Source organism: Burkholderia sp. L-4 (genome assembly GCF_056856535.1).
The window spans coordinates 2,476,651-2,495,845 of sequence record NZ_JBXEOX010000001.1 but is presented as its reverse complement, the minus strand read 5'-3'; the positions used below and the strand labels follow the sequence as shown (position 1 = coordinate 2,495,845).

Annotated in this window: 19 protein-coding genes; 12 read left to right on the top strand and 7 right to left on the bottom strand. The window is 69.2% G+C overall.

What is annotated here, in order from left to right:
- Positions 1-76: 76 nt before the first annotated feature.
- The 6 genes from AC1VVG_RS11565 to AC1VVG_RS11540 all read left to right on the top strand — a co-directional run bounded on the left by AC1VVG_RS11565 (position 77) and on the right by AC1VVG_RS11540 (position 5,420).
- On the top strand, positions 77-1,162 hold the full coding sequence (locus AC1VVG_RS11565) for a toxic anion resistance protein (RefSeq protein WP_482835650.1): 1,086 nt from the start codon (positions 77-79) through the stop codon (positions 1,160-1,162).
- A gap of 20 nt (positions 1,163-1,182) precedes the next feature.
- Entirely contained in the window at positions 1,183-1,923 is a 741-nt protein-coding gene (locus AC1VVG_RS11560; protein WP_049035304.1) for a VWA domain-containing protein, read from the top strand.
- 43 nt (positions 1,924-1,966) lie between these two features.
- Entirely contained in the window at positions 1,967-2,983 is a 1,017-nt protein-coding gene (locus tag AC1VVG_RS11555; RefSeq protein ID WP_482835649.1) for a DUF475 domain-containing protein, read from the top strand.
- Positions 2,984-3,083: 100 nt separating this feature from the next.
- Entirely contained in the window at positions 3,084-3,740 is a 657-nt protein-coding gene (locus AC1VVG_RS11550; protein ID WP_034190370.1) for a TerD family protein, read from the top strand.
- Positions 3,741-3,791: 51 nt separating this feature from the next.
- The gene (locus AC1VVG_RS11545; protein ID WP_124610078.1) at positions 3,792-4,667 is read left to right on the top strand and encodes a hypothetical protein; all 876 of its coding nucleotides are present in this window, start codon (positions 3,792-3,794) and stop codon (positions 4,665-4,667) included.
- Between the two features lie 132 nt (positions 4,668-4,799).
- The gene (locus AC1VVG_RS11540) at positions 4,800-5,420 is read left to right on the top strand and encodes an HAD family hydrolase (protein ID WP_124610079.1); all 621 of its coding nucleotides are present in this window, start codon (positions 4,800-4,802) and stop codon (positions 5,418-5,420) included.
- A gap of 18 nt (positions 5,421-5,438) precedes the next feature.
- Here AC1VVG_RS11540 and AC1VVG_RS11535 read toward each other — a convergent pair whose 3' ends face one another.
- Positions 5,439-6,548 (bottom strand): fatty acid desaturase, encoded by a 1,110-nt coding sequence (locus AC1VVG_RS11535; protein ID WP_367189751.1) that lies wholly within the window; start codon positions 6,546-6,548, stop codon positions 5,439-5,441.
- A gap of 200 nt (positions 6,549-6,748) precedes the next feature.
- Between AC1VVG_RS11535 and AC1VVG_RS11530 the strand changes: the two genes are divergently transcribed.
- The gene (locus AC1VVG_RS11530) at positions 6,749-7,786 is read left to right on the top strand and encodes an AraC family transcriptional regulator (RefSeq protein WP_034190374.1); all 1,038 of its coding nucleotides are present in this window, start codon (positions 6,749-6,751) and stop codon (positions 7,784-7,786) included.
- 21 nt (positions 7,787-7,807) lie between these two features.
- On the opposite strand, the gene AC1VVG_RS11525 is transcribed toward AC1VVG_RS11530, so the two are convergent.
- Positions 7,808-8,854 carry a lactonase family protein gene (locus AC1VVG_RS11525; protein ID WP_482835648.1) on the bottom strand — a complete coding sequence of 349 codons (1,047 nt, stop codon included), beginning with the start codon at positions 8,852-8,854 and terminating at the stop codon, positions 7,808-7,810.
- Positions 8,841-10,208, bottom strand: a complete 1,368-nt coding sequence (locus AC1VVG_RS11520; protein ID WP_482835647.1) for an MFS transporter — start codon at positions 10,206-10,208, stop codon at positions 8,841-8,843. Before AC1VVG_RS11520 ends, AC1VVG_RS11525 begins: the two co-directional genes overlap by 14 nt.
- Before the next feature lie 364 nt (positions 10,209-10,572).
- On the opposite strand from AC1VVG_RS11520, the gene AC1VVG_RS11515 reads away from it, so the two are divergent.
- The 3 genes from AC1VVG_RS11515 to AC1VVG_RS11505 all read left to right on the top strand — a co-directional run bounded on the left by AC1VVG_RS11515 (position 10,573) and on the right by AC1VVG_RS11505 (position 13,471).
- Positions 10,573-10,695 (top strand): SDR family oxidoreductase, encoded by a 123-nt coding sequence (locus AC1VVG_RS11515; protein ID WP_226103845.1) that lies wholly within the window; start codon positions 10,573-10,575, stop codon positions 10,693-10,695.
- Positions 10,696-10,712: 17 nt separating this feature from the next.
- Positions 10,713-11,693, top strand: coding sequence for a hypothetical protein (locus AC1VVG_RS11510; protein ID WP_059560195.1), 981 nt, complete (start codon positions 10,713-10,715; stop codon positions 11,691-11,693).
- A 299-nt stretch (positions 11,694-11,992) separates the two neighbouring features.
- Positions 11,993-13,471 (top strand): cryptochrome/photolyase family protein, encoded by a 1,479-nt coding sequence (locus tag AC1VVG_RS11505; protein WP_049034131.1) that lies wholly within the window; start codon positions 11,993-11,995, stop codon positions 13,469-13,471.
- A 30-nt stretch (positions 13,472-13,501) separates the two neighbouring features.
- Here AC1VVG_RS11505 and AC1VVG_RS11500 read toward each other — a convergent pair whose 3' ends face one another.
- From AC1VVG_RS11500 to AC1VVG_RS11490, 3 genes are all read right to left on the bottom strand, one after another.
- A complete protein-coding gene (locus AC1VVG_RS11500) occupies positions 13,502-13,624 on the bottom strand; it encodes a hypothetical protein (RefSeq protein ID WP_034190377.1) in 123 nt (40 codons plus the stop codon).
- Positions 13,615-14,847: an MFS transporter gene (locus AC1VVG_RS11495; RefSeq protein WP_034190378.1), complete on the bottom strand. Its 1,233-nt coding sequence runs from the start codon at positions 14,845-14,847 to the stop codon at positions 13,615-13,617. Before AC1VVG_RS11495 ends, AC1VVG_RS11500 begins: the two co-directional genes overlap by 10 nt.
- 156 nt (positions 14,848-15,003) lie before the next feature.
- Entirely contained in the window at positions 15,004-15,948 is a 945-nt protein-coding gene (locus tag AC1VVG_RS11490) for a LysR substrate-binding domain-containing protein (protein WP_059560166.1), read from the bottom strand.
- Between the two features lie 299 nt (positions 15,949-16,247).
- Between AC1VVG_RS11490 and AC1VVG_RS11485 the strand changes: the two genes are divergently transcribed.
- The gene (locus AC1VVG_RS11485; RefSeq protein ID WP_069706946.1) at positions 16,248-17,288 is read left to right on the top strand and encodes an alpha/beta hydrolase family protein; all 1,041 of its coding nucleotides are present in this window, start codon (positions 16,248-16,250) and stop codon (positions 17,286-17,288) included.
- Between the two features lie 122 nt (positions 17,289-17,410).
- Positions 17,411-18,166 (top strand): 4'-phosphopantetheinyl transferase family protein, encoded by a 756-nt coding sequence (locus tag AC1VVG_RS11480; RefSeq protein WP_482835646.1) that lies wholly within the window; start codon positions 17,411-17,413, stop codon positions 18,164-18,166.
- A gap of 21 nt (positions 18,167-18,187) precedes the next feature.
- Here the strand turns inward: AC1VVG_RS11480 and AC1VVG_RS11475 are convergent, their stop codons facing one another.
- Positions 18,188-19,108 (bottom strand): glutamate/aspartate ABC transporter substrate-binding protein, encoded by a 921-nt coding sequence (locus AC1VVG_RS11475; RefSeq protein ID WP_034190382.1) that lies wholly within the window; start codon positions 19,106-19,108, stop codon positions 18,188-18,190.
- Positions 19,109-19,195 lie beyond the last annotated feature (87 nt).

The following is a 19,195-nucleotide window of genomic DNA, read 5'->3' as shown; positions in this document are numbered from 1 at the left end:
GACGGCAACCGCGCACGTGCACGTTGCGCGCACGACAACACGCAGCAAAAAGCAGAAAAGGAAACGTGGTAGCCACATGAAGCCGCTATTCGACGACAACCCATCCGATGCGGTCAGCGATCGTCCTTCCACTCCGTCTTCGTCACCTGCCGCCGTGCCAGCCGCAGCCATACCGGCCGCCCGCCCAGCGGAGAACGCCCGCCTGATCACCGTCGACGAGATCGACCAGCTCGGCGCGACGCAGGGCACGCGGATCGCCGCCTTCTCCCAGCAGATTCTGGCGAGCGTCCGCGCATCGGATGCCGACCGGTTCGGCGACAAACTCAACGAACTGATCGTGACCGCGAAGGGGCTCGACCCGCGCGGCGCCGACAAGGGCGGGCTGCTCACGCAGGTGACGCGGCTGTTCCGCTCGACGAAGGAAAAGCTGCTGTCGCAATACGAGTCGGTGAGCAAGCGGATGGACACGCTCGTCGTCGAGCTCGAAAACCATGCGCAGCGGCAGAAGGCCGGCATCGACGAGCTCGAGCGGATGTACAACGACAACTACGCGCTGCACCAGGAACTCGCGCAGTCGAAGGCGCACGGCGAAACGGCGCTCGCGACGCTGCGTGCGCATCTCGCGGCCGGCCAGCAGCCGGCGGACGATGCGTTCGCCGCGCAACGCCTGCTCGACGTGAAGCGCAAGGTCGATGCACTCGAAAGCAAGCTCGACGACCTCGACCGCGCGATGCTGATGTCGAAGCAGCTCGCGCCGCAGATCCGGATGGAGCAGGACCAGAAACGCACGCTGACGTCGAAGTTCATGACGATCAAGACCGTGCTGATCCCCGCTTGGACCAACGCGTTCGCGCTCTACCTCGAGCAGCTCGGCACGACGCGCGCGGCGGCGCTCGCGAACGCGACGTACGACGCGGCCGACGAGGCGATCCGCGCGCAGGCCGACCTGAACCGCCAGAACGCGCAGGAAGTCGCGAAGCTCGGCCAGCGTCCGGTGATCTCGACCGACACGTTCGAATACGCGCAGCAGCAGCTGTTCGGCGCGTTCGACGACATCACGCAGATCATCGCCGACGGCAAGCGCCAGCGCGAACAGGACGCGCCGCGCCTGCGCCAGCTCGAACAGGACCTGATCACCCGATTCGCTCCGAAGCACAACTAAGAGAACTGAGAGAACACCGCATGATTACGCTTGAGAAGCGCGCGGCGAAGGTCGCGATCGTCCTCGAAAAACGCCAGATCCTGAAGCCGCCCGTCGTGCGCGTCGGCGCCGCGCTCGACATCTCTGGCTCCGCGAAGCCGCTGTACCAGTCGGGCGTGATCCAGGAGACGCACGACCGGATCCTCGGCATCGCACTGAAGTTCGACGACAACGGCGAAGTCGACACGTGGACCTTCACCGAAGGCTACGACCGCCTGCCGACCGCCACGCCGGAGAACTACGGTTCTTACATCTCCGATCACGTGCTCGACGCGCGGATCGAGAAGTGGGGCGGCACGCAGTACGCGCCGGTCATGAACGACATCGTCGATTTCTTCTTCCGTGCGCCGGAGCCGAAGCGCGAAGCAAGGCGCGGCTTCCTGAGCCGGCTGTTCGGCAGTGCCGACGAGACGTCCGCGCCGGCCGCCTCCGCATCGGCGAACGGCCATCTGCCCGCGTGGGTGCTGTTCGTCACCGACGGCCAGAACCCGAAGAACGACCGCAAGCGCGTGCGCCAGCTGCTGGCCGAGTCGCAGCACTTCCCGCTGTACTGGTCGCTCGTCGGCGTCGGCGATCCGCGCGAATTCGACTTCCTCGCGGAAGTCGCGAACGAAATGCCGAACGTCGGCTTCCTGCATCTCGAATCGCTCGACCTCAGCGACGAACAGATCTACGAACAGCTGATCACGCAGGAATTCTGCGACTGGGTGCGCGCGAAGTAAGCGCGGCCCGCCTGCCCATTTTTCTGAACTCGATTACCCCATCATGTTGAAAGACTTCAAGATCCCGTTGTCGCTCACGGCGCTCGCGCTGATCGCGGCCTACTTCCTCGGCGGCGTGAAGGACATGCTGATCGTCGCGGTCCTGTGCGTGCTCGAAATATCGCTGTCGCTCGACAACGCGGTCGTCAACGCATCGGTGCTCAAGAACTGGTCGGAGAAGTGGCGCAACCGCTTCATGGTGTTCGGCCTGCCGGTCGCGGTGTTCGGCATGCGGCTCGTGTTCCCGCTGCTGATCGTCGCGGTGATCGGCCACATCGGGATGTGGGATGCGCTGACGCTCGCGATCGAGTCGCCCGAGCAGTACGCGGCGATCCTGACCTCCGCGCATCTCCAGGTGTCGGCATTCGGCGGCGCGTTCCTGCTGATGGTGTTCTTCAAGTTCATGCTCGACACCGAGAAGGACGAGCACTGGATCGGCTTCCTCGAAGGCCCGATGCGCCATCTCGGCCGCATCACCGCGCTGGAAGTGGCGCTGACGCTCGCGATCGTGATCGTCGCGTCGTTCTACGTGCCGGCGGCCGAGCAGGTCAGCTTCCTGCTCGCGGGCGCGCTGGGCGTGATCAGCTTCGTGATCGCGCACGGCATCGGCGACCTGATCGGCGGCGAGGATACGGGCACGCGCGTGGTACGCGAAGGCGTCGCGGGCTTCATGTACCTGGAAGTGCTCGATTCGTCGTTCAGCTTCGACGGTGTGATCGGCGCGTTCGCGCTGTCGAACAACATCTTCCTGATCGCGCTCGGCCTGGGTGTCGGTGCAGCCTACATCCGGGAGATGACGCTGGTGCTGCTGAAGAAGGGCACGCTCGCGCAGTACCGCTATCTCGAACACGGCGCGTTCTGGGCGATCGGTGCGCTCGCCGCGATCATGTTCCTCGGCGTGAAGCTCGAGGTGCCCGAGGTCGTCACCGGCCTGATCGGTGCAGCGACGATCGCCGCGGCCGTGTGGTCGTCGATCGTCGTGCAGCGCAGGGAAGGCCGCACGGCGGTGGCGGGCAAATAAGTGCGCGTCACGCGCGACACGAACACCATCAACGAAGGGCCGCACCATGCGGCCCGACATCGCCGCCGGCGCAACGGCGGTTCCAGCAGAAGAGGTTCAGATGATCAATTTGTCGAAAGGCGGTCGCGTCAACCTGTCGAAGGAAGCGCCCGGCACGCAGAAATTCCGCATCGGTCTCGGTTGGGACGCGAACGCGACGGACACGGGCACGGATTTCGATCTCGACGTGTCGGTGTTCCTGTGCAAGTACGACGCGCAGAGCAATCCGAAGCTGATCTCGGATCGGCACTTCGTGTTTTACAACAGCGAAGTGCGCACGATGGAACGCAAGGAAACCTTCATCCAGCCGGGCGACGATTTTCCGAAACGCGGGATGCCCGCGTCGACGTGTCTGGGCGTCGTGCATAGCGGCGACAACCGCACGGGCAGCGGCGACGGCGACGACGAGGTGATCTTCATCGACATGACGAAGCTCGCGGCCGACGTCGAGGAAATCTCGGTGGTCGTGACGATCGACCAGGCCGAAGCGCGCCGCCAGAATTTCGGGCAGGTGCACAACAGCTACATCCAGATCGCCGACGAGGTGACGGGTGCGGTGATCGCGAAGTATGCGCTCGAGGAAGACTTCTCGATGGAGACGTCGGTGCAGGTCGGCAGCTTCTATCGCCGCGACGGCCACTTCATGTTCAAGGCCGTCGGCGCCGGCTACAACCGCGGCCTCGGCGATTTCGTCCGCGCGTACGGTGGCGCGGTCTGACTGGCGGCAGCCCGGCGTGCGGAACACCGCGGCGCCGGGCAGGAAGCAGCGATGACGAATCCGTCCGACGAGCCGAAGCGGCTCGAGTTCGATACGACGCCCGAGCGCACGCCCGGGCGTCTTGCGTTCGACGCGCCGCCCGGTGCGCCGGCCGCGCGCGTGCCCGAGCGGCCCGAGCGGCCCGCGCCGCAGGCGCTTGACTTCGGGCCGGCAGCCGCGGCCGACAAAGGCGCGCGCGTGCCGCCCGCCGATGCGGTCGGCCGCGCGCTGTTCGGCGAAGCGAACCACCCGCAGCTCGACGCGTGCTTCCGCGCCGCGCAGGCCAGCTTCCCGAATCTCTATCCCGACTACGCGCCGCGCATCGAGCGGCACATCCGGCAACTGGTGCCGCTGAAGCTCGCGACGGTCGCGACGATCGGCGACGGCGCGCTGGAGACGGCCGGCAATCTCGTCGAAGCCGTCGCGGCGGCGACGCGCGAATTCAACGAACTCGGCGCGGCCGACATGATGGCCGGGATGCTCGCGCAGGCAACGCGCAAGGCCGGCGTGTTCGAGCGCTGGTTCGGCGCGGCATCGGGGCATGTCGATTACCGGGCGGCGATCGGCGCGCTCAAGCAGTCGCTCGGCTTCTTCCCGCGCCGCACCGAGGCGCTCGCCGCGCAGGTCCGTCAGGCGGAGGAAAACCTCGTCGTCGTGCTCGCGGCGCTGAGCGCGGTGTCGGACGTCGTGCGCGCGCCCGACGATGCGGGCGTCGAGCGCACGCTGTTCGACCGCCGCAACATCGTCGGGCAGGCGGTCCAGCAGATCCGGATGCAGCCGGCGCAACTGCGCGGACTCGACGAGCGTGTGACCGATCTGCTGTCGCGCGCCGATCACCTGATGAACGTCGTGCTGCCGGCGGCGCTTGCCGCGCGGCCGCAGCGCTGAGCAAACGGCGCCGTGTGGCCATGTGCGTTGCGGCGCATGCGGCCGGGGTCGTGCTGCGTCTCGCGGTTTCGCGCACGGCGGCGCGAGTCTGCTATCTTCCCGGGCATTCGTTCGCTTTCCCGCCGACTCTCCATGACTGACCGCATCGTCGCCGCATTCGATTTCGACGGCACCATCACGACTACCGACAGCTTTCGTCATTTCGTCCGCTACGCGGTCGGCACGCCGCGCTTCGCATGGGCCGGGCTGCGCGCGTTGCCGTGGATCGTCGCGATGAAGGCCGGGCTGCTGTCGCGCGGCGACGCAAAGGCGAAGTTCGCGTCGTTCGCATTCGGGCCGATCCGCGAGGGCGTGCTCGATGCGCAGGCGCGCACGTTCGTCGATACCTATCTGCCGGGCCTCGTGCGCGCGGAAATGCTCGAGCGCATCCGTGAGCATCGGGCGCGCGGACACGAAGTCGTGCTGGTCAGCGCGTCGCCGTCGCTGTATCTGGAGAAGTGGGCGAGGACGGCCGGCTTCGATGCGGTGCTCGCGACGCGGCTCGCGTTCGAGCACGGCACGTTCGCCGGGCGGCTCGACGGCGAGAACTGCTGGGGGCCGCAGAAGGTCGTGCGGCTGCGCGGGTGGTGGGGCAACCGGCCGCCGAAGCAGCTGTTCGCGTATGGCGACAGCCGCGGCGACAAGGAAATGGCCGAACTCGCGAACTGGTCGTGGATCCGCGGGCAGGGGCCGATGCCGCCGATCGGCGATTGAGGGCGCGCGCCGCCGCCGTTATGCGTCTGCCGGTGCCTGACGCGTGCCGCGCGACGGACGATAGGCGCCCCAGCGATTCGCACGCGCGAACGTACCGACGTCGTTGAAGCGCACGCCGACTTCGCGCAGCGCCGCATGCGCGGTGCGCGCGGTCAGTTGCCGGATGTAGAACGGATCGCGCACCACGAAGTGATGGATCGCGTGCGTGCTGCCGAAATTGAAGCAGAACAGCTGGAACGGCAGCATCCACCACGGATTCAGCACCTGCGTCTGCTGGATCACGTTGCGCGAATCGATGTCGCCGAAGTAGTGCATGTTCGAGCTGACGAAGTTGATGCAGAAGCTGCGCAGGAAGTTCGGTCCGAGCCACACCACCGCGAGGAAATCGACGACATTCATCACGCGCTCGACGGCGGCCGGTACCGTTGCCGTATAGCCGAACACATGCAGCGCGAACAGGCCGACGTGATAGACGATGAACGCGTGCCACAGCAGGTAGTACACGTGACCGACCGGCATGTACGACGACACCTGCTCGACGCGCAGCTGCAACCGTTCCGACGGATCCTGCACCGGCTGCGCGGCCACATACTGCTTCACCTTGCGGCGCATCGCGGCCGGCCGCAGCACGACGGCGAGCATGCCGTCGGCGATCATCAGCAGACGCTTCACGCCCCAGCGTTCGCCGTTCGTGATGCCGAATTCCTCGAGATCCGATTCGCCGCCCGACACCTTGTGGTGATGCAGGTGCATGCGCCGCCGCGTCCACGGGTTGATCGTGCCGGGCCGCGTGAGCCAGCACAGCGCCATCATCAGGTGATAGGCCCACGGGGTCTTCTTGAAGTACATCAGGTGGATCAGGTCGTGCTCGAGCTCGTGGATCAGCGACGTGACGAATGCGGCAAGCGGCAGCGCGACGTACCAGGCGATCGCGCCGCGCGCATACAGCCACGCGATCGCGAGCATCGCGCTCACCGACACGACCATCACGGACGCGCCGACGAGGTTCTGGTTGTCGAGCAGCGGAAAGCGCGCGCGGATCGCGTCGCTCGCGGCGTTGACCTCGCGGCGGACGTACGCGACCTTGTCTGCATCGTGGCGAAAGACGGTTCGTGCGGGTTGGCTCATCGACCGGAATCCGTGCGGAAAGAGTGGGGCGCAATGCCGATGTGACAAGCATAGGCGCGCGCCGGAGCGCACGCGAGGGCCGCCGGTGCCAATGGCGGTGTCATTTCGGGCCACCTTGGCGACCGGGCTAGAGTGCCGCCGCGGTGTCATTGCGGGCCAGCGACGCTACAATCCGCCGAAACCGCTCCGGAGTCCGCCGCATGGTCCCGTCCGTCCCGGATGCCGCGCGCCAGCTGAACAAGGCGACGGTGTCGTCCGCGTATGCGCTGTTCATGCTGATGCTGGCCGAGGAGCGCGGCATCGACGGCGGCCGCATCCTCGCCGGCTCGGGCGTCGAGCGCGAGCGGCTCGCGCAGCCCGATGCGCGCATCACGCCGCTGCAGCAGGCGGCGATCGTGTTCAACCTGCTCGATGCGACCGACGACCCGTCGATCGCGATCGAGATCGGCCTGCGCAGCAGCCTGACGAAAGCGGGGCTGATCGGCTTCGGGCTGATGAGCTGCGCGACGCTCGGCGAGGCGATCGCGCTCGGCATCCGCTACCTGCCGACGCGCGTGCCGTTTTTCTCGGTGCGGCTCGCGCAGCTCGACGGGATCGTCGACATCGACGTGCTCGAAGCGTTTCCGCTCGGCCGGCTGCGCCAGTTCGCGGTCGAGAACTTCCTGGTCGAAACGGCGATCCTGTTCAATTCGCTGCTGTATCCGACGCCGGGCCGCACGCTGCAGTCGCGTGCCGAACTCCATTTCGAATGGCCCGAGCCGCCGTGGTTCGAGCGTTATCGCGCACGGCTGCCGCGCTGCCATTTCGACGCGAGCGCGAACCGTATCCGCTGCGACGCCGCGCTGCTCGACGAGCCGATCGGCACCGCGAACGCGCAGACCGCGCAGATGATCGTCCAGCAGTGCGAGGCCGAACTCGCGCGGCTCGGTTATGCGGAGAGCATCGTCGAGCGCGTGCGCAACCTGCTGATCTGCGGCGACGACGGTTATCCGTCGGTCGACGACGTCGCGCGCGAACTCCATGTGTCGGCGCGCACGCTCAAGCGCAAGCTCGCCGAATACGGTGCGACCTATTCGGCGCTGCTCGACGAGATCCGGCTGCGCGACGCGCTGCGGCTGCTCGAAGGCACGCGGCTGCCGGTCGACGAGATCGCGGCGCGCGTCGGTTATACGGACCGCGCCAATTTCACGCGCGCGTTCAAGCGCTGGACCGGCGTCGCGCCGAGCGAGCGGCGCTGAACGCCGGCACGTGCCGCGGCTTCAGACGAGCGCGATCCAGTTCGCGCCGCGTCCGCCCGGCACGCGCGTGTGCAGCGTCAGCGCGCCGTCGTCCGGCGCGATCGCATACACGGCCACGTGTTCCGACTGTTCGCCGCAGGCGACGAGCCAGCGTCCCGACGGATCGATCGCGAAGCCGCGCGGCTGCGTCTCGGTCGCCGTCGCGTGCGCGGGTTCGAACGACCCGTCCTCGTTGCGGCGATAGCAGAGCAGGCGGCTCGACGTGCGTTCGCTGACGTACGCGAAACGTTCGTCGGCCGTCAGGTGCAGGTCGGCGGCCCACACGGACGGCTCGGCGGGCGCGGGCGGGCGCGCATGGCCGGGCGCGAGTCCGGCGACGGCCGGGTGGCGTGCGCTCACGTGTGCGTCGCCGAGCCTGCCGGTGTCGGGGTCGCGTGCGAAGGACGCGAGCGTGGCCTGGAATTCGCTGACGACGACGAGCGTGCGGCCGTCATCCGCGAACCGCAGGTGACGCGGGCCGAAACCGGCCGGCACGCGCGTGTCGCCGTGTTCGACCGCGCGCAGGCCGGCCGCGTCCTCGACGAGCGCGAAGGCGAACACGCGGTCCGAGCCGAGCGAGCCGACGTACGCGAAACGGTTGTCCGGCGACACGATCACCGAGTGCGCGTTCGCGATGCCGGGCGCGACCTGCAGCGGCGTGCCGTCGCCGTCGCGCACGCGGGCGGCGTCGTAGAGGCTCAGCGAATTCCCGCCGTACGACGCGCCGAGCAGCCAGCGGCCGCTGCGGTCGAGCGACAGGTACGCGTGGCTCGCGTCGATCGCCGTCGTGCCGATGCGCGCAAGCGCGCCCGTGGCGGCGATGCGGAACCCGACGATCGTCGGCTGTTCGCCGCGCGTCGCGACGTAGAGCCGTGCGCGGTCGGCCTGTACGGCGATCGGCATCGCGACGTCGGCGGCCGGGTAGCGCGCGAGCGGTGCGAGCGTGCCGTCGCCGGCGAGGGAGAACGTGGCGAGGTCGCCGTCGGCGGCATTCGAGACGACGACGGTCAGGCGGTCAGTGTTCGGCATGGCGGAGCATCGAGGCGTTCGTGAAGGATTCGTCGGCCGGCAGGCCGCGCGGCGGATCGCTGCGCCGCTGCGTGCGTGCGAACAGCGCGGCGAACGCGGCGACGAGCGAAGCGATCGCGAGCGCATACAGGCCGCCCGTGATCGAACCCGTATGTTGCTTCAGATAGCCGAACGCCGTCGGCGCGACGAAGCCGCCGAGGTTGCCGACCGAGTTGATCAGCGCGATCACGGCCGCGGCCACGCGCGTGTCGAGGTATCCCTGCGGGATCGGCCAGAACAGCGACGCCGCGGCCTTGAAGCCGAGCGCGGCGAAGCAGATCGACGCGAACGACCACACCGGGTCGTGCGACGTCGACGCGAACAGCCCGCACGCGGCGAGCACGAGCGCACTGGCGAGCCAGCGCTGCGGATGCTTCCACTTCGACGACAGCACCGCGAAGCCGTACATCGCGCCGATCGCGATCATCCACGGAATCGTGTTGTACAGGCCGACCTGGAAATCGGTGAGGCCGCCCATCTTGCGGATGATCGTCGGCAGCCAGAACGTGGCCGCGTAGATCGTCAGCTGGATCGAGAAGTACAGGAAGCAGAACAGCACGATCTGCGGGTCGCGCAACAGTGCGGTCGCGCGCACCGGCACGTTCGAACGGACGTCGCGCGTCGCCCGTTCCTCGTCGAGCGCGTTCTGGAGCGCCGTGCGCTCTTCGGCGGTGAGCCACGTTGCATCGCGGATATGCGATTTCAGCAGCAGCCAGCTCGCGCCGCACAGTGCGACCGAGAACAGCCCTTCGATCAGGAACATCCATTGCCAGCCTTCGAGGCCGAAGCCGCGGATCGACAGCAGCGCGCCGGTCACGGGCCCCGAAAGCACCGACGCGAACGCGGAGCCGCCGAGGAAGATCGCCATCGCCTTGCCGCGCTCCTGCGGCGGCAGCCATTGCGACAGGTACAGCACGACGCCGGGGAAGAAGCCGGCCTCGGCCGCGCCGAGCAGGAAGCGCAGCGTATAGAACGACGTGTCGTTCCACACGAACGCCATCGCGGCCGCGACGATGCCCCACGTCGCCATGATCCGCGCGAGCCACACGCGTGCGCCGTAGCGCTGCATCAGCAGGTTCGACGGCACCTCGAACAGCGCATAGCCGACGAAGAACAGCCCGGCGCCGAGCCCGTACGCGGCCGCGCCGATGCTGATCGACGCTTCGAGGTGGCGATCGACGAAGCCGACGTTCACGCGGTCGATGTAGTTCGCGATGAACATGATCAGCACGAGCGGCAGCACGTGCCACTTCACTTTCGAGATGGCGGACGCGAGCGGGTCGCGGCCAGGCAGGGCGGGCGCGGGCGGGTTCAACGGTGTCTCCGGTCGGACGGCTGCGGACGGGGCGGCGACCCGCGTACGCGTCTGGTTGGCGGTCTATGTAGTATGTCGTCGTATGACATGGTACGCCGGAGCGTGACCGAAGACGTCGCGGGTTTACCCGGAATTAGTTCAAATATTGGGGAATCTCACGAGATTGGCGTGACGGTACTTAATGTCTGATGACATATGACATTGGCGGAGACGCCGGCCCTACCTGACGTGCGAGGTCGGCGTGCGCGGCATCCGCGCGAACAGCGTCCACATGGGCTGGAGGTGGGGCGTGCCGCCCCCGAGGAGTTTCCGGCAGGCGGCGGGATGACGGAAGAGCAGATCCTCGCGCCGATCGCGTCTAATATTGCGCTCGCGAAGCTGCCGACCGACGACGATTGCGCGCGCGGCGCTGTTTCTCGCGTCCGACCAAGCGAACGCGGTGACGGGCGCGACGCTCGACGCGGACGGCGGCGATTTCATGCCTTGACGATGGAGCAACGGATCATGCAGGACAACCCACACGCGCGGCATTTTTTCGCGTTCAACGGCGACGCGGACGGCCTGTGCGCGCTGCAGCAGCTGCGGCTCGCGGAGCGCGTGCGCGGCACGCTCGTGACCGGCGTGAAGCGCGACATCAGGCTGCTCGAGCGGATCGACGCACGCGCGAGCGACATCGTCACCGTGCTCGACGTGTCGCACGACCAGAACCGCGACGCCTGCGCGCGGCTGCTGCGCGGCGGCGCGACGATCCGCTATTTCGACCATCACTTCGCGGGCGAGCTGCCCGACGATCCGCGTTTCGATGCGCATATCGACACGGCGGCCGACGTCTGCACGAGTGTGATCGTGAACCGCCATCTCGGCGGCCGGCACGTGCGCTGGGCGATCGTCGCGGCATTCGGCGACGAACTGCCGGCGCTCGGCGACGCGCTCGCACGCGAGCACGGGATCGGCGAGGCCGAGCGCGGCACGCTCGCCGAACTCGGCCTCTACCTGAACTACAACGCGTACGGCGAGTGCGTCGGCGATCTGCACTTCGATCCGGCGGTGCTCGCCGACGCGATGTTGCCCTGCGCCGAGCCGCTCGATTTCGTGCGCGGGACCGACGTGTTCGCCGCGTTACGCGACGGCTACCGCGACGACATGGCGCGTGCCTGCGCGCTCGCGCCGCTGCGCGAGGTGCCGGGCGCGACGCTGGTCCGGATGCCGGACCACCCGTGGGCGCGGCGCGCGACGGGGATGCTCGCGAACGAACGGATGCGCAAGGCGCCGCATGCGGCGCTCGCGGTGCTGTCGCCGCGTGCGGACGGCGGGCTGGTCGTCAGCGTGCGCGTGCCCGACGGCCGGCCGCTCGGCGCCGACGAGTTCTGTCGCGGTTTCGCGACCGGCGGCGGGCGCAAGCGCGCGGGCGGCATCAACCATCTGCCGGAAGCGGAGTTCGACGCGTTCGCCGAGCGTTTCGAGGCCGCGTTCCGGCTCGATTGACGCAGCCGCCGGCCGCTCCCGGTCACGCGGCGCGCGGCATGCCGCGCTTCGGCGCGCCGCTTTCCGTCGCGTGCGCACTGATCGAAACCCTGTTTGCAGGTAGAGCCGCCCAGCGCGGCGTACCCGACATCGAGCGTGGGCCGGTGTGCGCGGCGAAGCATCGTCGGAATGGAGCAACGCGTTTCACCGGGCAACGCGTTGCGCTGGCAGCGACCGCCATCGGCGGCGGCGAGCGTCGACACCGCGCGGCACAGCCGCGACAATACGCACCTCCTTCCGCTTTCGTCATCGAGGTGCCCGTGCCCGCCCAGTCCTCCGTTGCTCCCGCGATCGTCTGGTTCCGCGACGATCTGCGCGTGACCGACCAGCCCGCGCTGACGCGCGCGGTCGAGTCGGGCCGGCCGCTCGTGTGCGTGTTCGTCGACGACACCGGCGCTGGCGCCGGGCGTCCGCTCGGCGGCGCGGCACGCTGGTGGCTGCACGGGTCGCTCGCCGGGCTCGATGCCGCGCTCGCGCGTCATGGCGGACGCCTGCTGCTGCTGCGCGGCGACGCGCCGCGCGAGATCGAACGTGTCGTGCACGATACGGGCGCGGCAGCCGTGTACTGGAATCGTCGTTATGCGCAGCCGCAGCGCGACGCCGACGCGGCGCTGAAGACGTCGCTCAAGGCGCGCGGCGTCACGGTCGAGAGCAGCAACGGCAGCCTGCTGAACGAGCCGTGGGAGGTGCTGACGGGCAGCGGCGGCCCGTACCAGGTGTTCACGGCGTACTGGCGGGCGGCGCGCCGCGATCGCACGGTCGCCGCGCCGCTGCCGGAGCCCGGGCGGATCGCGTTTCATCCGTGGCCCGAAGCCGTGCGCGACCGCGCGCTGTCGCTCGACGCGCTCGCGCTGCTGCCGGATGCGCCGGACTGGGCCGGCGGCTTGCGCGATGCATGGCCGGCACCCGACGAGGCCGGCGCGCACGCGCGGCTCGACGCATTCGTGACGACCTCGCTCGCCGGCTACGCGGACGCGCGCGACCGTCCCGATCGCCCCGCGACGAGCCGGCTGTCGCCGTTCCTGCGCTTCGGCAACGTGTCGCCGCGACAGGTATGGCATGCGGTGCAGGGCGCCGCGCATGCCGGCGGCGCGGCCTATGCCGCGGACGCCGATAAATTCCTGAGCGAACTCGGCTGGCGCGAATTCAGCTACACGCTGCTGTATCACTTCCCGGCGCTCGCGACCGACAACTTCCGCGCGCAGTTCGATGCGATGCCGTGGCGCGACGATCCCGCCGCGCTGCACGCGTGGCAGCGCGGGCTGACCGGTTATCCGCTCGTCGATGCGGGCCTGCGCGAACTGTGGGCGACCGGCTGGATGCACAACCGTGTGCGGATGGTCGTCGCCTCGTTCCTGATCAAGCATCTGCTGCTCGACTGGCGCGCGGGCGAAGCGTGGTTCTGGGACACGCTGGTCGACGCGGACCCGGCGAACAACGCGGCGAGCTGGCAGTGGGTGGCCGGCTGCGGCGCCGATGCCGCACCGTATTTCCGCATCTTCAATCCGGTCGCGCAGGGGCAGAAGTTCGATCCGGACGGCGCCTACGTGCGGCGCTGGGTGCCCGAACTCGCGGGTCTCGACAACGCGTCGATCCATGCGCCGTGGGATGCGTCTCCGCTGGAGCGCGAGGCGGCCGGCGTGCGGCTCGGCGTCGACTATCCGGAACCGCTCGTCGAGCATGCGGCCGCACGCGCCCGTGCGCTCGATGCGCTGGCCGCATTGCCGAAGCGGCGTTGACCGCGCGTTCGCGCGGCGCGGTTTGACACGTCAGTTGCAGAACGCGACGTGTTCGAGCAGCGCATACGCGACGTCCGGACCGAAGTAGGCCGCGCCGCACCACGTGACGAACGCGAGCGTGCCGGCGGCCAGCGCCGCACGGATCAGGCCCATGCCGCGTTGCCCGACGCGGGCCGCGCGACGCGCGCGTCGTTGATCGGCAGGTGCAGCAGCGCCGCGAGCACGCCGAGCGCGATCGAGCCGATCCACAGCGGCATGTACGAGTGCGTCGCGTCGTATACGACGGCCCCGAGCCAGACGCCGAAGAAGCTGCCGAGCTGGTGCCCGAAGAACACGAAGCCGAACAGCGTCGCGATGTAGCGCACACCGAACACCTGAGAGATCACGCCGTTCGTCAACGGCACCGTGCCGAGCCACGTGAACCCCATCACCGCCGCGAAGACGTAGACGCTCGCGGGCGACAGCGGCGCGGCGACGAACACCGCCATCGCGAGCGCGCGCACGAGGTACAGCACCGACAGCACGTATTTGCGCCGCAGCAGCCCGCCGAGATGGCCGCACGCGTAGGTGCCCGCCACGTTGGTCAGTGCGATCAGCGCGAGCGCGACGCTTGCATGGCGCGCGGGCAGCCCGTGGTCGAGCAGGTACGCGGGCAGGTGCGTCGCGATGAACGCGAGCTGGAAACCGCACGCGAAGAACCCCGCGTTCAGCAGCCAGAAGCCGCGATGCGCGAATGCCTCGCGCACGGCCTCGCCGATCGACTGGCCGGGGCCGGCGGCGGCATCGGCCGTCTGCACGGGGCGGTCGCGCAGCAGCACGGCGAGCGGCGCGAGCAGCGCCGCGACGAGCGCCAGCGCGATGAACGCGTGCCGCCAGCCGATGCCGCCGATCAGCGCCTGCGCGACGGGCACCATGCAGAACTGGCCGAGCCCGCCGATCGCGCCCGCGACACCGAGCGCCCAGCCGCGCCGCTCGGGCGGAAACAGGCGGCTCAGCGCACCGTAGATCGACGCGAAGGCCGAGCCCGACAGCGCGATGCCGATCACGAGCCCGGCGCCGACCGTAAACAGGCCGGTCGTGGCCGCATGCGCCATCGTGACGAGCCCGGCCGCGTACAGCAGCATGCCGGCGACGATCACGCGCACCGAGCCGAAGCGGTCGGCGATCATTCCCGTGAACGGCTGCGCGACGCCCCAGACCAGGTTCTGCAGCGCCAGCGCGAGGCCGAACGCTTCGCGCGACCAGCCGTGGTCGAGCGAGACGGGCGCGAGGAACAGGCCTTGCACGTGGCGGATGCCGAGCGCGGCGCCCATGATCAGGCCGCCGGCGAGCACGGGCAGCCAGCGGCGTCGGACTTCCTGCTCGATCGGGGTCATGCGTGTCTCCGGATGAAGGTGCGCGGTCGAAACGGCCGCGCTCGATCCGATTAGACGATCGGGCCCGCGATCGCTCAAGCGATCATTCGGTCAGGTTGGCATGCGCATCGGGAATGCGAGGGTGCGGCGGCGCTGCCTGCAGTCGCGGGCGGCGGCTTACGCCGGTGACGTCGTGTCGTACGCGCGCATCGCCGCATCGCATTCGGCGGCCTCGGCGAGCATCCAGTCGCGCACCTCGACGACTTCGCGGCGCGGGGCCGGATCGTGCTGGAACAGCCAGTAGCCGTACGTATCCGTCAGCGCCTGCGTGTGCGGGCCGAGCACCGCGAGCCGCCCGTCCGCGAGCATCGGCGCGACGAGCGCGAGCCGGCCGAGCGCGACGCCCTGGCCCGCGATCGCGGCCTGGATCACCTGGTCGTACTGGTTGAAGCGCAGCACGCCTTTCGGGCGCGCGTCGCCCAGCCCGGCCGCATGCAGGTGCGCGTGCCACTGCAGCTGCGGTTGCGGCGGTCCGTCGAATTCGAGCAGCACGTGGTCGGCGATCGCGGCCGCGCGCGTGACCGGCCGCGCGGCGAGCGCGGGATGCGCGACCGGGACGACGATCTCGTCGAACAGGCGCAGCGCGCCGGCCGGCGCGCGGTCGCGCGAACAATAGCGGATGCCGAGGTCGATGCCTTCGGTGCGCAAATCGAGTACCTTGTCGTTCGCGGCGACGCGCAGGTCGACCGCGGGCAGGCGCGCCTGCAGCCGCCCGAGCCGCGGCAACAGCCACAGCGCGGTGACGCCGATGCTGGCGGTGATCGTGACGGGCTGGCGTTCGCGCGCGGCGGCGAGCGACGCGACGGTGTCCTGCAGGCCGTGCAGCGCCGCATCCGCGACGCGGAACAGTCGCTCGCCTTCCGGCGTGAACGCGATCTTCCGGTAGCCGCGCTGCAGCAACGCGACGCCGAGATGCGCCTCGAGCGCGTGGATCTGGCGGCTGACCGCCGACTGCGTGACGCACAGGTCCTGCGCGGCGAGCGTGATGCTCATGCGGCGGCCGACCGCGACGAAACCGCGGACGAGATCGAGCGACGGAAGACGGACGAGCGGCGTTGACATGCGCGTGACTCATGCGAACGGAGCAGCAAGATTGGTTGAGAACGCGCCACGCGTCAAGTTCAATGGAGGCTTGACGACGGGCGCGGGGCGGCCGCGAGGCAGGGGGATGGGTAGGCGCTGAAGCGCTGACTCGGGCCGACCGCGAGGCATGGGGTTCGAGTCAGCGCTGAAGCGCTAACTTGGCGCCGACCGCAGAGCATGGGGTTCGAGTCAGCGCTAAAGCGCCAACTTGGCGCCGACCGCAGAGCATGGGGCCCAAGTAAGCGCTAAAGCGCTAACTTGGGCCGACAGGAGACAGGATGACGATTTCGAACGAAGGAAGCGGGGCGGCGCAGCGCAGTCGCGCGGCGGGCGCATGGCCGCCGGAGCCCGTGACGCTGCGCGCGGCCGACGGTTACGAATTGCGTGGCCATGTGTGGCGCCATCGCGGCGGCGGCGCCGTGCGGCCCGTCACGGTCGTCAATTGCGCGACGTCGGTACGCTGCGACTACTACTTCCGTTTCGCGGCCTGGCTGTTCGCGCAGGGGCGCGACGTGCTCGTCTACGACTATCGCGGGATCGGCGCTTCACGCCCCGCGCAGCTCGCGAAGCTGCACGCGACCTGGCTCGACTGGGGGCGGCTCGATTGCGAAGCCGCGCTGCAGTATGCGCGCGACGCGTTTCCCGGCCAGCCGCTCGATGTCGTCGCGCACAGCATCGGCGGCTGCCTGCTCGGGCTCGCGGCATCGAACGTACACGTGCGGCATGCGGTGACCGTCGGCGCGCAGTATGCGTACTGGCGCGACTACCTGCCGGCCGAGCGGCGCCGCATGTGGTGGAAGTGGCATGTCGCGATGCCCGCGCTCGCGGCCGTGTTCGGCTATGTGCCCGCGAAGCGGCTCGGCTGGATGGAGGACACGCCGCGCGGGGTCGCGCTGTCGTGGGCGCGCGCGCAGCCGCGTTTCGAGGATGGCTACATCGGCGGCGTGCTCGATACCGGGACCGTCGGCCGCGCCGCGGTGCCCGCGCGCTTCGCGGGGCTGTCGGCGCCGATGCTCGCGATCGGCATCGACGACGACGCGTTCGGCACGGTCGAGGCGATCGAGCGGCTGGTCGACTACTACACGGGCAGCAACGTCACGCATCTGAGGATCGCGCCGGCCGACATCGGCGTCGACGCGATCGGTCATTTCGCGTTTTTCCACAGCCGCTTCACCGACTCGCTGTGGCCCGTCGCGCTGTACTGGCTGCAACACGGCGTGCTGCCGGCCGATGCGCCGGGCGCCGTGCATGCGCTTCACCCGGCGTCGCGCGGGCCGATAGCGGCCGGCGGCGTGCCGGGTGTGGCCGCGAACGGTTGACGTGGCGCCCGCCGCGCATCGCCCCGTCGCGATCCGCTTCCCGGTCCTGCCGCGCCGGTTGCCGGCCGGCGCGATCGATTAACATCGGACGTTTCCATTCACAGCACAGGCTGCGCGTGTCGATGTCCACTCCGTCCGAATCCGCTTCCCCGCTCGACACGCCCCGCGCGTGGCGCGTGCACGCGCTCGACCTGCCGGAGGCCGCATTCCGTGCCGGCGTGCGGGTCGCGCGTATCGATTTCGATTGGCGCGTGCCGCTGTCGTCGCCCGCGTATGCGGCGCTCGGCGACGCCGAGCGGGCGCGCGCCGCGAGCTACATGCGCCACGAGGATGCGGTGCGCAGCGCCGCGACGCGCGCCGCGTTGCGCGACGTGCTCGGCGCGGCGCTCGAGGTCGCGCCGCATGCGGTCTCGATCGTCGTCGATGCATCGGGGCGGCCGTCGCTGGATCGCGCGCATCGCGCGTCGCTCGACTTCAACGTGTCGCACGCAGGCGATCACGCGTTGATCGCATGGGCGCCCGCGGGCCGCGTCGGCGTCGATATCGAGGGCTGTGACCGCGTCGCCGACTGGCGCGCGCTGACGCGTGAAGTCTGCGCACCCGCCGAGGTCGCGCATCTCGACCGCATGCCGCCCGCGGTGCGCGCGAGCGAATTCATGCGCGTGTGGTCCGCGAAGGAAGCGCTGCTGAAGGCGCTCGGCACGGGCATCGTCGGCGGGCTGCGCGCGTTTGCGGTGGTGCCGCCGCGCGACGCGGCGACGCCCGCGACGACGATCGTCGAGCCGGCCGCGCCTGCGGCCGGCGTCGCGGCGTTCGACGCGGCGTGGCTCGACGCGGCGCCCGGCTATGCGGCGTGCGTCGCGTGGACGCGCATGTAAGCGGGCGTTGGCGCCCGGTGCTCATTCGAGCGGCGCATCGTTGGGCGCCGCATAGCGCGCCTTGATCACGTCGCTCATCGGGAAGTCGAACGACAGCCCCTTCGGCGGCACCGGCTTCATGAACCATTTGTCGTACGGCGCGTTGATCTCGCCACTTTTCATCAGCTGCGCGAGCACGCCGTCGACGAGCGCCTTGAACTGCGGATCGTCCTTGCGCAGCATGAACCCGTAGGCTTCCGACGACTGCGGCGTGCCGACGATCTGCCAGTCGGCCGGCTTCGCGGCGAGCTGGCGCACGCCCGCGAGCAGCACGTCGTCCATCATGTACGCGGCCGCGCGGCCCGATTCGAGCGTGAGGCGTCCCTCGCCGTAGTCCTTCGCGCTGATGATCTGCATGTTCATCTTCTTGTCCTCGTTCATCTTGCGCAGCAGGCGTTCGGACGTCGTGCCCTGGTTCGTCACAACCGTCTTGCCGGCGAGGTCGGGGAAGTCGCGGATGCCCGACGTCGTGCGCGTGAGCAACCGCGTCGTCGCGACGAAGAAGGTGGTCGAGAACGCGACCTGCGCATGGCGCGCGGCGAGGTTGGTCGTCACGCCGCATTCGAGGTCGACGGTGCCGTTCTGCACGAGCGGAATGCGGTTCTGCGACGTGACGGGGATGAAGCGCACCTGCAGGTCGGGCTTGCCGGTGCGCGCCTTCACGGCCGCGATCACGCGGTCGCACAGGTCCTGCGAGAAGCCGATCACCTTGCCGCCCGTATCGACGTAGGAGAACGGCACCGACGTCTCGCGATGGCCGATCGAGATCAGGTTGTTCCGCCGGATTTTCTCGAGCGTGCCGGACAGCGGTTCCGCGGCGAGCGCGGCGCCGCATGCCAGCAGGCACGCCGCGGCGAGCAGCGGGCGGCCGAATCGGGCGGCGAATCGTGACGGGAAGGGCATGGCGGGTCTCCGTGGCGAATGGTGATTCGTATGTTGCCAAAAACAAAATAATTGCAACATATGTTAATAACCGGATCGTGCCGGCCG

What these genes read in the sequence shown, in the direction of transcription:
- AC1VVG_RS11550 (WP_034190370.1), top strand. Translation starts at nt 3,084, where the DNA reads ATGATCAATTTGTCGAAAGGCGGTCGCGTCAACCTGTCGAAGGAAGCG.
- AC1VVG_RS11490 (WP_059560166.1), bottom strand. Translation starts at nt 15,948, where the DNA reads ATGTCAACGCCGCTCGTCCGTCTTCCGTCGCTCGATCTCGTCCGCGGT.
- AC1VVG_RS11540 (WP_124610079.1), top strand. Translation starts at nt 4,800, where the DNA reads ATGACTGACCGCATCGTCGCCGCATTCGATTTCGACGGCACCATCACG.
- AC1VVG_RS11500 (WP_034190377.1), bottom strand. Translation starts at nt 13,624, where the DNA reads ATGGGCCTGATCCGTGCGGCGCTGGCCGCCGGCACGCTCGCGTTCGTC.
- AC1VVG_RS11495 (WP_034190378.1), bottom strand. Translation starts at nt 14,847, where the DNA reads ATGACCCCGATCGAGCAGGAAGTCCGACGCCGCTGGCTGCCCGTGCTC.
- AC1VVG_RS11510 (WP_059560195.1), top strand. Translation starts at nt 10,713, where the DNA reads ATGCAGGACAACCCACACGCGCGGCATTTTTTCGCGTTCAACGGCGAC.
- AC1VVG_RS11535 (WP_367189751.1), bottom strand. Translation starts at nt 6,548, where the DNA reads ATGAGCCAACCCGCACGAACCGTCTTTCGCCACGATGCAGACAAGGTC.
- AC1VVG_RS11485 (WP_069706946.1), top strand. Translation starts at nt 16,248, where the DNA reads ATGACGATTTCGAACGAAGGAAGCGGGGCGGCGCAGCGCAGTCGCGCG.
- AC1VVG_RS11480 (WP_482835646.1), top strand. Translation starts at nt 17,411, where the DNA reads ATGTCCACTCCGTCCGAATCCGCTTCCCCGCTCGACACGCCCCGCGCG.
- AC1VVG_RS11565 (WP_482835650.1), top strand. Translation starts at nt 77, where the DNA reads ATGAAGCCGCTATTCGACGACAACCCATCCGATGCGGTCAGCGATCGT.
- AC1VVG_RS11530 (WP_034190374.1), top strand. Translation starts at nt 6,749, where the DNA reads ATGGTCCCGTCCGTCCCGGATGCCGCGCGCCAGCTGAACAAGGCGACG.
- AC1VVG_RS11525 (WP_482835648.1), bottom strand. Translation starts at nt 8,854, where the DNA reads ATGCCGAACACTGACCGCCTGACCGTCGTCGTCTCGAATGCCGCCGAC.
- AC1VVG_RS11560 (WP_049035304.1), top strand. Translation starts at nt 1,183, where the DNA reads ATGATTACGCTTGAGAAGCGCGCGGCGAAGGTCGCGATCGTCCTCGAA.
- AC1VVG_RS11545 (WP_124610078.1), top strand. Translation starts at nt 3,792, where the DNA reads ATGACGAATCCGTCCGACGAGCCGAAGCGGCTCGAGTTCGATACGACG.
- AC1VVG_RS11555 (WP_482835649.1), top strand. Translation starts at nt 1,967, where the DNA reads ATGTTGAAAGACTTCAAGATCCCGTTGTCGCTCACGGCGCTCGCGCTG.
- AC1VVG_RS11475 (WP_034190382.1), bottom strand. Translation starts at nt 19,108, where the DNA reads ATGCCCTTCCCGTCACGATTCGCCGCCCGATTCGGCCGCCCGCTGCTC.